The 13,479-nt window shown below is 62.4% G+C and carries 12 protein-coding genes; 7 read left to right on the forward strand and 5 right to left on the reverse strand.

The window, feature by feature from the left end; translation table 11 throughout:
- The first annotated feature begins 8 nt into the window (after positions 1-8).
- Positions 9-1,007: a glutathione S-transferase family protein gene (locus tag DEM27_RS04235; protein WP_109456969.1), complete on the forward strand. Its 999-nt coding sequence runs from the start codon at positions 9-11 to the stop codon at positions 1,005-1,007.
- A gap of 6 nt (positions 1,008-1,013) precedes the next feature.
- On the opposite strand, the gene DEM27_RS04240 is transcribed toward DEM27_RS04235, so the two are convergent.
- A complete protein-coding gene (locus DEM27_RS04240; RefSeq protein ID WP_109456970.1) occupies positions 1,014-1,502 on the reverse strand; it encodes an NUDIX domain-containing protein in 489 nt (162 codons plus the stop codon).
- 40 nt (positions 1,503-1,542) lie between these two features.
- Between DEM27_RS04240 and DEM27_RS04245 the strand changes: the two genes are divergently transcribed.
- The 4 genes from DEM27_RS04245 (at position 1,543) to DEM27_RS04265 (ending at position 4,823) form a co-directional block, all read left to right on the forward strand.
- On the forward strand, positions 1,543-2,451 hold the full coding sequence (locus DEM27_RS04245) for a metallophosphoesterase family protein (RefSeq protein ID WP_109456971.1): 909 nt from the start codon (positions 1,543-1,545) through the stop codon (positions 2,449-2,451).
- A gap of 90 nt (positions 2,452-2,541) precedes the next feature.
- Entirely contained in the window at positions 2,542-3,198 is a 657-nt protein-coding gene (locus DEM27_RS34540) for a tetratricopeptide repeat protein (protein ID WP_245445660.1), read from the forward strand.
- Positions 3,199-3,462: 264 nt separating this feature from the next.
- The gene (locus tag DEM27_RS04260; protein WP_109456972.1) at positions 3,463-3,981 is read left to right on the forward strand and encodes an RNA polymerase sigma factor; all 519 of its coding nucleotides are present in this window, start codon (positions 3,463-3,465) and stop codon (positions 3,979-3,981) included.
- 5 nt (positions 3,982-3,986) lie between these two features.
- On the forward strand, positions 3,987-4,823 hold the full coding sequence (locus tag DEM27_RS04265; RefSeq protein WP_109456973.1) for an anti-sigma factor family protein: 837 nt from the start codon (positions 3,987-3,989) through the stop codon (positions 4,821-4,823).
- Between the two features lie 19 nt (positions 4,824-4,842).
- Here the strand turns inward: DEM27_RS04265 and DEM27_RS04270 are convergent, their stop codons facing one another.
- The 3 genes from DEM27_RS04270 to DEM27_RS04280 form a co-directional block, all read right to left on the reverse strand.
- Positions 4,843-5,625 carry an alpha/beta fold hydrolase gene (locus tag DEM27_RS04270; protein WP_109456974.1) on the reverse strand — a complete coding sequence of 261 codons (783 nt, stop codon included), beginning with the start codon at positions 5,623-5,625 and terminating at the stop codon, positions 4,843-4,845.
- Positions 5,626-5,628: 3 nt separating this feature from the next.
- Complete coding sequence (leuA, locus tag DEM27_RS04275) at positions 5,629-7,341, reverse strand: 2-isopropylmalate synthase (protein WP_109457673.1); 1,713 nt, start codon at positions 7,339-7,341, stop codon at positions 5,629-5,631.
- Between the two features lie 405 nt (positions 7,342-7,746).
- Complete coding sequence (locus DEM27_RS04280) at positions 7,747-8,925, reverse strand: benzoate/H(+) symporter BenE family transporter (RefSeq protein ID WP_109456975.1); 1,179 nt, start codon at positions 8,923-8,925, stop codon at positions 7,747-7,749.
- A 347-nt stretch (positions 8,926-9,272) separates the two neighbouring features.
- Here DEM27_RS04280 and DEM27_RS04285 point away from each other — a divergent pair, with 347 nt between their 5' ends.
- Entirely contained in the window at positions 9,273-10,184 is a 912-nt protein-coding gene (locus DEM27_RS04285; protein ID WP_109456976.1) for a cation diffusion facilitator family transporter, read from the forward strand.
- Between the two features lie 160 nt (positions 10,185-10,344).
- Positions 10,345-10,923, forward strand: a complete 579-nt coding sequence (locus tag DEM27_RS04290) for an ATP-dependent Clp protease proteolytic subunit (RefSeq protein ID WP_109456977.1) — start codon at positions 10,345-10,347, stop codon at positions 10,921-10,923.
- 220 nt (positions 10,924-11,143) lie between these two features.
- Here the strand turns inward: DEM27_RS04290 and DEM27_RS04295 are convergent, their stop codons facing one another.
- On the reverse strand, positions 11,144-13,333 hold the full coding sequence (locus DEM27_RS04295; RefSeq protein ID WP_109456978.1) for an anthranilate synthase: 2,190 nt from the start codon (positions 13,331-13,333) through the stop codon (positions 11,144-11,146).
- Between the last annotated feature and the right edge of the window lie 146 nt (positions 13,334-13,479).

Below are 13,479 nucleotides of genomic sequence, written 5' to 3' on the forward strand. Positions count from 1 at the left end.
GAAAGACGATGGGCAGGTTGGTCGAGGGTGTCTGGCAGGATGTCTGGTACGATACCAAGGAAAACCAGGGGCATTTCAAGCGCGCCGCCTCGCAGTTCCGCAACTGGGTGACCGCCGACGGCTCGGCCGGCCCGAGCGGCAGCGGCGGTTTCAAGGCGGAAAAGGACCGTTATCATCTTTACGTCTCCTACGCCTGCCCCTGGGCGCACCGCACGCTGATCTTCCGCACGCTGAAGAAGCTGGAGGACATCATTCCGGTGACGGCCGTCGATCCGCTGATGCTCTCGAACGGCTGGGAGTTTCACGATCGAGACGGCGCAACGCCGGATCCGCTGTTCGGCGCCGATTTCCTCTGGCAGGTCTACACCAAGGCCGATCCGCAGTATTCCGGCCGCGTCACCGTGCCGGTGTTGTGGGACAAGAAGACCGGCACGATCGTCTCAAACGAATCGGCCGAAATCATCCGCATGTTCAACAGCGCCTTCAACGGCCTGACCGGCAATTCCGACGATTATTACCCGGAAGCCCTGCGCAGCGAGATCGATGACATCAACACGCTCGTCTACGACACGGTCAACAACGGCGTCTACAAGGCCGGCTTCGCCACCACGCAAGAGGCTTACGAGGCGAACGTCCTGAAACTGTTCGAAACGCTGGATGCACTCGACAAGCGCCTGGAAAAGCAGCGTTATCTCGCCGGTAACAGGCTGACGGAAGCCGACTGGCGGCTGTTCACCACGCTGGTGCGCTTCGACGCGGTCTATGTCGGACACTTCAAGTGCAACATCCGCCGCATCGACGACTATGCCAATCTCTCGGCCTACCTGCGCGATCTCTACCAGGTGACGGGTGTCGCCGAGACGGTCAACCTGCGGCACATCAAGCACCACTATTACCGCAGCCACCTGATGATCAATCCGACCGGCATTGTGCCGGTTGGCCCGGAGCTCGATTTCACCCGCCCGCACGGGCGCGAGACACTCTCGACGGTGGCGACGGCGGCCTGAGACCGCTCACCACAGATTGACCGGATCATGCACGCCGCGCAGTTCCGCCACCCGGCTGCGCGTCGAGGCGGCGGCATCCTCCGGCAATGCATCGAGCGAAAAGAAGCCGCTTTCGCGGATCTCGCGGTCGGGGATCTTCGGCGTGGTCTGGATGACGTTGACGCGGTAAAGCAGGACGTGGTCGCGCTTGCTGGCGCTGCGGTTGAAATAGGCGTGGAACAGTTTCGGCCGCTCGGTCATCACCAGGTTGCCTTCCTCGCGCAGTTCCTTTTCCAGAGCCTCCTCCGCCGTCTCGTAATATTCGACGCCGCCGCCCGGCAGGTACCAGCCGGGCACATAGGTGTGGCGCACAAGGAAGATGCGGCCCTGCTCGTCGAAGCAGGCGCCACGCACGCCAAGCGTCATGCCGCGGGTCAGCGCGAAATAGCGATGCAGCATCCGGGTGAAGATGCGGATGCCGGTCGCCTTCAATCGCGCCCGTCGGTCAACATTCATTTGACTTGCCCCTTATACGTCCCATCTTTATGTGTGCCCCATGTTCAAACTTGCTCACATATCCGATGTTCATCTCGGCCCGTTGCCCAAACTCACATTTCGCGAACTGGCTTCCAAACGGATCACCGGCTTTGTGAACTGGCACCGGAACAGGCGCAAGCACCTTTTCACCAACACACTGGAAATGCTGCTCGACGATATCGAGGCCCGGCAACCGGATCATTTGGCGATTACCGGCGACCTCGTCAACCTCGCGACCGGCATTGAAATCCGCGCCGCAGCCGACTGGCTGGAAGAAGTCGGCCCGCCGGAGACGACATCCGTCGTGCCGGGCAACCACGACGCCTATGTCTGGGGCGCCCACGACAAGGCGATGAACGCCTGGTACGATTACGTGCGCGGCGACAACCAGCCGCCCACCTGGGACAGCGAACGCAAGATCTTTCCCTACCTGCGGGTGCGCGGCCCGGTGGCGCTGGTCGGCTGTTCCACGTCGATTGCGACGCCACCCTTTTCCGCCAGCGGTTATTTCGGCCGCCGCCAGGCGCGCGAAACCGTCAACATGTTGCGGGCGGCAGGCGAGGCCGGGCTGTTCCGCGTGGTGATGATCCACCATCCGCCGATCCGCGGCGCCACGCCGGCGCACAAGCGCATGATCGGCATCCGTCGTTTTGCCGCAGCGATCTCCACCGGCGGCGCCGAACTGGTGTTGCACGGCCATACGCACCTGAACACCGTGAACTGGCTGCGCGGCCAGACCGGCAACGTCCCGGTCGTCGGCATCGCCTCGGCCTCCCAGGGACCGGGCGGCAAGAAGCCGCGGGCCGCCTACAACCTGTTCCACATCTCCGGTTCGCCGAGCGCCTGGCGGCTTGTCTGCGAGCGCCATGCCCTGACCGCCGACGGCCATTCCGTAGGGCTTGAAAACGTCACGACTTTTTCCGAATAGCCGGCGCCTCTCATCCGTTTCTGCTTGAAGACGGTAGGCAGTTGTTGTCTCCTGCCGTCGAGCATTCTGCTCGCCCTGGAGGATCGACGCATGCCAGCCCGAAACATTCTCTCCACATTGCCTTATGCCGCCGCCATCATCTTCAGTCTGTCCGCCCCGGCCGCCTTTGCCGCCGGCGAAGAAACCGACGCCACCAAGCCGCCGGAAACGACCGAAACCACCACAGTCTGCACCGATGGCAAGATCTGGGACGCCGAAAAGAAGGAATGCGCCGAGGCGGCCACGCCCGCGACGCCGGTGCAATCGACCGACACTGCCGCCGAGTGCAAGGACGGCAAGGTTTTCGACAAGGACAAGAAGGAATGCGTCGATCCGCCGAAAAGCGGCTTCAACGACGACCAGCTCTACAAGGCGGCGCGTGAATTCGCCTATGCCGGCCAGTATGATCATGCCATCCATGTTCTCGAACTGGCCAGCAACCAGGACGACCCGCGCATCCTGAACTATCTCGGCTACGCCAACCGCAAGGCCGGCCGCATGGACATCGGCATGCAGTATTATCGTCGCGCCATCGCCAACGACGCCAACTACATCCTCGCCCGCTCCTATATGGGCCAGGCGCTGGTCGAACAGGGCGACGTCGATGGCGCCAAGGTGCAGCTGGTGGAGATTCGCGATCGCGGCGGAGAAAACAGCTGGGCCTATCGCTCGCTGCTGCAATCGCTGAACGGATACGGCACATATTGAGTATGCCCGAAGGCCATAAAAGGGCCTTCACTTGAATGTAAAGATAAAATTGATAGGGAGGACGTGGGAAACTGCGTCCTCTTCATCGTTGCATGCTTGCGGACCAGCAGGCAAATGTTCCATACCAGTCGCCGATGCGTCATGCCTACAGGCTCATGTTTCTGCGACGGCGTTCCCCAGGAAACCGCACAGGGCCATGATTTCTGGCAAGAGACCACATTATCGAATAAAAAATTGGTCCTGTACGTTTCTAGTGGAAGAGCAATGCATCAGACGGCTGCATACAACGACATCAGACGCGACCTGGTCAGCTTGCTGCCAAAGGTGCGCCGTTTCGCCATGACATTGACACGCAACGCAAGCGACGCCGACGACCTGGTGCAGGAGGTCTGCGAGCGGGCAATAACCAAGAGCCACCTTTGGAACGGCGAAGGGCGGCTTGAAAGCTGGATTTATGCGATGACCAGGAATCTCTGGGTGGATGAAGTCAGAAAACGAAAGGTGCGTTCCGGCGCAGGCACGGTCGATGCCGGCGAACAGAACGAACTGATCGTCGATGCTGCCGGGGAGAAGGCAGTTTACGCGCACCAGCTGAACAAGATGATCATGTCGATGCCGGAGGGGCTGTCCAGCGTCTTCGTTCTCGTCAACGTTGAAGGCCACAGCTACAAGGAAACCGCAGATATCCTCGGCATTCCGATCGGAACAGTCATGTCGCGCCTCTCGACCGCCCGCCTTCGCCTGTCGGCGATGGTGACCGGCGATACTGAAAGGAGGGCGTGACAGGAATGAACGACCTTCGGAAGCAACCGCTGGACGTGCGCCTCTCCGCACTTCTCGACGGTGAAGTGCAGCATGACGAGAAGGAAGAGCTCGAACGCCTGATCGCCACCAACAGTGAAGCGCGGGAACTGTACGACCGGCTGAAACGCGGCTCTGAAATCGGCAACATCGCCTTCGAGGAATTTCTGAAGGAACCGGTGCCCCTGGCCCTTGTCCGCAAGATCAAGAAAACCGAACCGCCGCAGCAAAACGCAAGCCGCAGCAACGGCTTGCGTTCGCATTTCGTCTCGGCGCTGATGCAACCTCAAGCCATGGCAGCCTGTCTCGCCCTGTTGGTGGTCGGCGGTGGTATCGGCTATTTTCTCGGGGCCGGCAGTTACGTGCCCGATGTGCCGGTTCAAATGGCGCAGGCGCCCGTACAGAAAAACTGGCTCGACGATATCGCCGCCTATCACCGTGTCTATGCCCGCCAGCAGCGCCATCTGGCCGAAGTGCCGCCGTCGGAAGCCGACCACATCGTCAGCTGGCTGACCGACAGCGTCGGCGTTGGCTTCAAGCTGCCCGACCTCGCCCCGGACGGGCTGGAATTCAAGGGCGCGCGCCTGCTGGTCGCGCAGGGCAAGCCGGTGGCGCAGCTCCTCTACCGCAACCAGGAAAACGACATCATCGCCATCTGTTTCATGAAAAACGGCGACAGCACCGATGATGGTTTCGATGAAACCATCAAGGACGACATCGGCCTCGTTTCCTGGCACAAGGGCGCGGTCGCCTACGTCGTTGTCGGCCCCTCGTCGGAAGCGACGTTGACAAAGATCGCCGAAAAGGTTTCGACCCAGATCTGAAACGTTTTAGTGGCTTACGTCAGAAGGCGTCGTCCAGATTGGCATGGATCGCCGCGAGCACGTCTTCGGCGCATTCCTCGATCAGCATGTGGCCGGCCTCGGGCAGGCGCCAGACGAGGACATTGGCCGGCAGGTCTTCCGTCTGCACCACGGGCAGGATGTTATCCTCCTCGCCCCACAGCAGCCGGATCGGCATCTTCAGCGTCGATAGCGCATCCGTCGGCAGGCGGCCCTGCTTTTTCTGTTCGGCGCGGGCATCGACGAACATGGCGGCAAAGATCGCCTCCAGCGCGGCCATGGCGCCCGGCTGGCGGCGATCGGCCAGCATCTTTCCCATCGACTCTGCGGGAAAGACGGCGTTGAAACCAATCATGGCTTCGAGAGCACCGACAAGCGCCGCTTCGGTTTTCGCCATAGCGAAGCGGTGAAGAGCGCGATGATTGATTGCCGGTCCGAAGCCCCCCGGCGCCAGCAGCGCAAGCGAAGCCACACGCTCGGGATTTCGAAGCGCCAGGAGGGCGGCAACGGCGCCGCCGAGCGAATGGCCGGCCAGATGGAAGCGGCCGACGCCGCGATGGTCGAGGTCGGCAAGGATGGCCTTCGCCATCCGCCCTGCCCCGCCGATCGAATCGCTGTCCAGCGAGGCGCCGTGCCCCGGCAGGTCATAGGCAATGACGGGATGGTCGCCCTGCAGGCTGGCAGCGATCCCGTCCCAGGAAAATGCGCCACCGCCGAAACCATGCAGCAACACCAATGGCGCGGCCTTCTGGAAGTTTCCGGCGATGACGGCATTCAGGGTCATGGATCAGCCTTTCGCACGTTCCTCCAACACCCGGTTCGCTGCCGAAACGATCGCTTCGAGCGATGCGGCGACGATGTTGGTGTTGACGCCGGCGCCAAACAGCTTGCCGCCCGGATATTCAACCTCGACATAAGCGATGGCCGCGGCGTTCGAGCCGTGCTGCAGCGAGTGCTCCGAGTAATCGGCCACCGAGAGATCGATGTTCAGGTAGATCGACAGCGCGTTGATGAAGCCGTCGATCGGGCCGGTGCCGCGGCCTTCGATGCGCTTCGTCTCGCCGCCATCGGTGATCTCGGCCGCGACGATGCGCACGCCCTTCTGCTCCGACACCGGATAGGTATGGTGGTCGACGAATTTCAGGCGGGCATTCGGCTGCTCGACATAACGCTCCATGAAGCGGTTGTAGATGCTCTTCGAGGGCAGTTCCTTGCCTTCCTCGTCGGTGATGCGCTGGATGTCCTCGCGGAATTCCACCTGCAGGTTGCGCGGCAGGTTGATGCCGTAATCCTGCTGCAGGATATAGGCGATGCCGCCCTTGCCGGACTGCGAGTTGATGCGGATGATCGCCTCGTAGGTGCGGCCGACGTCGCGCGGATCGATCGGCAGGTAAGGCACTTCCCACAGGGACTTGTTGGCCACCTTGATCGCCTTCATGCCCTTGTTGATCGCATCTTGGTGCGAGCCGGAGAAGGCGGTGTAGACCAGTTCGCCGACGTAAGGGTGGCGCTCGGGAATGACCATCTCGTTGGAATATTCGTAGACGGACTTGATGCGTTCGATGTCGGAGCAATCCAGCTCCGGATCGACGCCCTGCGTGAACATGTTCAGCGCCAGGGTGACGACGTCGACGTTGCCGGTGCGCTCGCCATTGCCGAACAGCGTGCCTTCGACACGGTCGGCGCCGGCCATCAGCGCCAGTTCGGTCGCGGCGATGCCGGTGCCGCGGTCATTGTGCGGGTGAACCGAGACGATGATGTTCTCGCGGTTGTCGATGCGGCGGCACATCCACTCGATCTGGTCGGCATAGACGTTCGGCGTCGCCATCTCGACGGTCGACGGCAGGTTGAGGATCAGCTTGTTCTCAGGGGTCGGCTGGATGACCTCGATGACGGCATTGCTGATCTCCAGCGCCACGTCCAGCTCGGTGCCGGTGAAGCTTTCCGGTGAATATTGGAAACGGAAACCACCACCGGCCTTGGCGGCCATGTCGGTGATCATCTTGGCGGCATCGACGGCGATCTGCTTGATGCCGGCGACATCCTTGCCGAACACGACGCGACGCTGCAATTCGCTGGTCGAGTTATAGAAATGCACGATCGGCTGATGGGCGCCCTGCAAAGCCTCGAAGGTGCGGGCGATCAGTTCCGGGCGGCACTGTACCAGGACCTGCAACGACACGTCGTCAGGCACGTTGCCCTCTTCGACGCACCAGCGGGCGAAATCGAAATCGGTCTGCGAGGCGGAGGGGAAACCGATCTCGATTTCCTTGAAACCCATGTCCAGCAGCAGCTGGAACATCCGCGCCTTGCGGTCGTGGCCCATCGGGTTGACCAGCGACTGGTTGCCGTCGCGCAGGTCGACCGAGCACCAGACAGGCGCCTTGATAATCGTCTTCGACGGCCAGGTGCGGTCCGGAATGTTGATCTGCGGATAGGCCTGATACTTGATTGCCGCTTCCGGCATGCCCTTTTTCTGGGAATGGGTCTTCGCGTCCATCGTCTTCATCTCTTCAATTTCGGGCATTTGCGGAGCCTCTTAGCTCATCGGTCGCGATTTTGCGACGGCAAATGCTGACCTTGCGGGTCAAATCTCTTCATAAGGGTGATGTTTCGAGGAGCTTCGCCAAGGCGGGATCGGCCGCCGGGCGCTCCTCAACGGACCCGGCAACCGCGCGTAAGGTCGAGAAGAAGAAGCGAGGAAAGCGCAGACGCCGACGCGCCGGCTGCAAAGCAGCGGGTCGCAAAACGGTCAGACGTGATGGCTTCGACGATGTTCATGCACGGATGTATAACGGCAAGGGCTGCGGGAGGCAAGTGCAGTTGTTTCGAATGTCCTTGCGCCGCAAACCGCTGTCTCTGCAACGCAACACTGTCAATTGCGGATACTGCCGCACGGAGCGAATCACCCGCGCGGCACGAGCCGCTGCAGCGCCATCATCGCCCCGCCCCCCAACAGGCCCCAGAAGGCACCGGATATGCCGGCGAAGGAGACGCCGGAGGCGGTGACGAGGAAGGTGATCGCGGCGGCCTCACGGGTCTCCGGCTCCTTGAAGGCAGAAACCGCAGAACCGGAAAAGGCACCGACCAGCGCCAGCCCGGCGACCGCCTGGATGAGCACCGGCGGAGCCAGCGCCACGAAGGTGGTGACCGCACCGGCCAGCAGGCCGAGAATGACGTAACCCACCCCACCGATGATCGCCGCCCAGTAGCGCCGTTTCGGATCGGCATGGGCATCGGCACCGGCGCACATCGCCGCCGTGATCGCCGCCAGATTGACCGCATGGCCACCAAAGGGAGCGCTGAACAGCGAGAACAGGCCGGTGACGGCAAAGAGCGGGCCCGGCACCGGATCGTAGTGATTGACCTTCAGCACCGCGATGCCGGGAATGTTCTGCGAGGCCATGGTGACGATGAACAGCGGCAGGGCGATCGAAACCAGTCCGGCAAGATTGAAGACCGGCGTCACGAACTCGACCGGCGGCACCAGCGACCGGCTCCAGGCGGCCAGCGCTTCCGGCGGGATATCGACGCCGAAGACCAGCACCAGCACGAAGGCCAAGAGTGCGGCCGGCACGGCGAACAGCCGCTTGAAGGCGCCGACGACGATCCAGGTGATGACGATCGGCAGGCCGAGCAGCGGATTGAAGGCGATCGCCTTCACCGGCGCAAAGCAGAGGCCGATGATCACCCCCGACAGCATGGCATTGGCAAGCGGCGCGGGAATAGCGGCGACGGCGCGGCCAAGCGGCTTGAACAACCCGGCCACGACGATCAGCGCGGCGCAGACAATAAAAGCACCGACGGCGGCGGGAAAGCCGCCGGCCACCGCGCCGGTCGTCGCCAGCAGTGCGGCACCCGGCGTCGACCAGGCGATGCTCACCGGCAGGCGCGTCGCCACGCTGAGCACGATGGCGCAAAGCCCCATGGAAATCGACAGCGCCATCAGGCCGGAGCCCGCCTCGACATCCGTCGCGCCGACCGCCTTCAGCCCCTGGAGCACCACGGCAAAAGAACTGGCGAAGCCGACGAACGCCGTCAGGCATCCCATAAAGAAACTCTGGACGGAAAAATCTTTCAACATGGCGGGACTCTTGGCTGCACGGCAGTGCATGGAGCATCAGGCCGGCGTCAAAGGCAAGGCTTGCCCCGCAGCAAAGCCGCCTCGGCAGCGGAATATTTTATGGAAAACGAGCCCGGATTGCGCCGTGGCACCCGATTCCGCGCCGGCTTTCCGCCGGGTCTCCCGGCCCTTTGCCATGTCATGAAAACATCAATTGCCTTCCGCGGCATTCCCCGTTAAACAAGCCGCAACAGGTCGAAAAGGCCGCCAGGAGAACCAAAACCGTCTGCGCGACATCCGCGCAGACGGTTTTGCCGTTCCAGGGGCCTTTTTTCTGCAATTCATTGGCATCTGCATGGGAAAAACCGATGAGCAATCCCGGAAACACGATCGTCCGGCGCCTCGCCTTCTGGGGCATTCCCCTGTCCTTCGGCGTGATGGGTCTGAAGCTCCTCGCCTGGTGGTTCACCGGTTCGGTGGCGCTGCTCTCCGACGCGCTGGAATCGACGGTCAACGTCGTCGCCGCCTTCATCGCCTTCTTCGTCATCCGCTATGCCCAGAAGCCGGCCGACGAGGACCATCCCTACGGCCACCACAAGGCGGAATATCTCTCCGCGGTCGTCGAAGGCGTGCTGATCGTCGTTGCGGCGCTGATGATCGTCCAGGAAGCAATCCCGCATCTGTGGGCACCGACCCTGCCGGAGGCGCCGGCGCTCGGCCTCGGCATCAACATGCTGGCCGCGGCCATCAACGCCGCCTGGGCATACCTGCTGATCCGCGCCGGCAAGAAATACCGCTCCCCGGCTCTGACGGCGGACGGCCATCACATCAATTCCGATGTCGTCACCTCGGTCGGCGTGCTCATCGGCCTGGTGCTGGCTCTGGTGACCGGGTATGCGATCCTCGACCCCGCACTCGCCATCCTCGTGTCGCTCAACATCCTCTTCCAGGGCTGGAAGGTGATTTCCCATTCCATCGACGGCCTCATGGACAAAGCGGTGGAACTCGACGAAGAAAAGGTGATCAAGGAGGCGATCAGCGCCAATGCCGCCGGTTCGCTCGGCGTGCACTACCTGCGCACCCGCCGCGCCGGCGCGGTCACCTTCGTCGCCTTCGACATCGTCGTGCCGAGCACCATGCCGGTCGGAAAGGCGCACGACATCTGCGACCGGCTGGAGGATGCCATCAAGGCCGCCCATCCCGGCGCCCGTGTCGTCATCCATGTCGAACCGGAAAGCGAAGAAGCGCACGGCGTGCGCGTCAAGGTCAAGGAAGCCTGAGCGGCCCCAGGCACGAAGGCGAAGCTCCGGGGCCAGGGGCGCTTTTGCCGCCGGGAAGACTTTCTTCGCCTGTTCTTCCGCTTGTCTTTTTCGCGCATTGTTTTACGCATCGAATAGCACTATGTGCGGAAGAGACGAAATTCACGCTGGAGATGCGCGCATGAGCGACGAAGACGACAAGAAGACAGAAACGCCTTTGGGCAAGGAAGCGGAAGCCAACCTTTTCAAGTCGCGGTCCATTTTCATCTACGGCGGCATCACCCAGGAACTGTCGCAGAAGGTATGCTCGCAGCTCGTGGCGCTCGCCGCCGCCAGCGACGACGACATCCGCATCTTCGTATCCTCGCCGGGCGGCCATGTGGAATCGGGCGATTCCATCCACGACATGATCAAGTTCGTGAAGCCGAAGGTCTGGATCATCGGCACGGGCTGGGTCGCCTCCGCCGGCGCGCTGATCTATGTCAGCGTTCCCAAGGAACAGCGCCTTTGCCTGCCGAACACCCGCTTCCTGCTGCATCAACCGTCCGGCGGCACCCGCGGCATGGCATCCGACATCGAGATCCAGGCCCGCGAAATCATCAAGATGAACGAGCGCCTCAACCGCATCTTCGCCGACGCCACCGGCCAGCCGATCGAAAAGATCGCCAAGGATACGGATCGCGACTACTGGCTCTCCGCCGAAGAAGCCAAGAGCTACGGCCTGGTTTCGCGCATCATCACCTCGCAGGCCGATATCTGAGCGAGTTCCTGTCTGGAAATACGAAGGGGCGGTCCATGAGGCCGCCCTTTTCGTTTGTCGAGACGCTAGCATTGCCTCGCTGATCCAAGCACATGAGATATATTCCTTATCGTCAATGGCTTGCGAACGCAGGCAGATCCTCGGGACAAGCCCGAGGACGACGCCGGAGAGGTTTTCACGGGCAGGCTGAGTGCGATCAACAGGCCGCCCTCTTTTCGCCTCAGGCCGCCTTGGTCTTCGCCCGGCGCGCCAGATGCGCCACGACGTTCTCGATCATCCGCATGCCGGCATCGCCGCCAAGCGTCATGATCGATTCCGGGTGGAACTGCACGGCGGCAATCGGCTCCTTGGCGTGCTCGATGCCCATGATCGTGCCGTCCTCGCTTTCGGCGGTGATGATGAAATCGCGCGGCAGCGTCGAGGGATCGGCGAAGATCGAGTGGTAACGGCCGACCGTCACCTCCTTGCCGAGGCCGGAGAAGACGAGGCCCGGCTCCAGCACCCGGATGCGCGACGGCTTGCCGTGCATCGGCACCGCCAGATGGCGCAACTCGCCGCCATAGGCTTCCGCGATCGCCTGCAGGCCGAGGCAGACGCCGAAGACCGGCAGGTCGCGGGCACGCGCCTTCCTGATCGTCGCCTTGCAGTCGAAATCCTTCGGGTTTCCCGGTCCGGGCGACAGGACGACGAGATCGGGTTTCAGCCGGTCGAACACCTCTTCGGCGACCGGCGTGCGCACGGTCGAGACGGAGGCGCCCGTCTGGCGGAAATAATTGGCCAGCGTGTGGACGAAACTGTCCTCGTGGTCGACCAGCAGGATGTTGATGCCCTCGCCAACGACTGCGACGTCCCGCGAGGCTTTCTGGGCATTTCCGGATTTGGCATCGCGAATGGCGGCAATCATGGCGGAGGCCTTCAGTTCGGTTTCTGCTTCTTCTTCATGCGCATCGCTGTCGTTGAGCAACGTCGCGCCGGCGCGCACCTCGGCGATGCCGTCCTTGATGCGCACGGTGCGCAGCGTCAGGCCGGTGTTCATGTCGCCGTTGAAGCCGACCATGCCGATCGCCCCGCCGTACCAGGCGCGCGGGCTCTTTTCATGCGCCTCGATGAAGCGCATCGCCCACAGCTTCGGCGCGCCGGTGACGGTGACGGCCCAGGCGTGACTGAGGAAACCGTCGAAGGCGTCCATGTCGGCGCGCAGTCGGCCCTCAATGTGGTCGACCGTGTGGATGAGGCGCGAATACATCTCGATCTGCCGGCGGCCGATGACCTTGACCGAACCGGGTTCGCAGACGCGCGACTTGTCGTTGCGGTCGACATCGGAGCACATGGTGAGTTCCGACTCGTCCTTCTTGGAATTCAAGAGCTTGAGGATCTGCTGGGAATCGGCGATCGGGTCCTCGCCGCGCTTGATGGTGCCGGAGATCGGGCAGGTCTCGATGCGGCGGCCCGACACGCGCACGAACATTTCCGGCGAGGCGCCAACGAGATATTCCTGGTTGCCGAGGTTGATGAAGAAGGAATAGGGCGACGGGTTGATCGCCTTCAGGCGTTTGGAAATGTCGGACGGCTTGCTGTCGCAGCGTTCCATGAATTTCTGGCCGGGCACCACCTCGAAGAGATCGCCCTTGCGAAAGCTCTCCTTCGCCTTGATCACCAGCTCTGCATATTCGCCTGGGCGATGGTCGCCGCGCGGCGGGATGGTGTCGGTGGTGCGGAACGGCTCGGCGGCGATGTCCCCGGCCTTGCCGAAGGTGCCGAGGCCGCCTTTTTCGAAGTCGTAGCGATCGATCCACGCCTTGGCGGAATAGTTGTCGACCACCAGGATCTCGTCCGGCAGGTAGAGCACCATGTCGCGCTGGTCGGCCGGCCGTTCGAGCTTCAGGTCGATGGCGTCGAACTGGAAGGCGATGTCGTAGCCGAAGGCGCCGTAGAGGCCGAGGCTGGCATCGGCTTCGGAGAAGAACAGGTCGGTGACGGCGCGCAGCACGGTGAAGATGGTCGGCATCTTCGAGCGTTCTTCCTCGGTGAAGACGCGGTCGGGCATGTTGACCGTCAGGTCGAGGCGCCGCGCCGTGGCGGCACCCAGCGTCAGTTCCGCCACCGTCTTCAGCTTTTCGGTGACGAAGGTCAAAAGCACCTCGCCGCGCCCGTTGAACGCTTCGATCCAGACATGGCGGCCGAAGGAGGAGATGCCGAGCGGCGGATCGATGACGGCGGTATCCCAGCGGGTATAACGGCCGGGATATTCGTAGTTGGAGGAAAAGACGGCACCGCGGCGTTCGTCGAGCCGGTCGATATAGCTGGAGACGGCGTCGGCATAAGGCGTCGGCCGGCGCTGGCGCGTCACGGCGATGCCGCCCCTGGTTTCGTAGGTTTCCGAGCCGTCATCCCGAATAATCGTTACCATAGTTCCTCTCTCTTCATCGAGGCCCGTTCGGCAGGCGGCTTGCAACAAAAAAGCCGCCTGGCAGTTTCCGGGCGGCTTGGTCGTAGTCCTTGGACATGACTGGTCGAGGCCGCTTCAGCGTGCCCACCACCAGTTTGCAATGTTCA

It is taken from the genome of Rhizobium album (assembly GCF_003122325.1).
GTDB lineage: Bacteria > Pseudomonadota > Alphaproteobacteria > Rhizobiales > Rhizobiaceae > Metarhizobium > Metarhizobium album.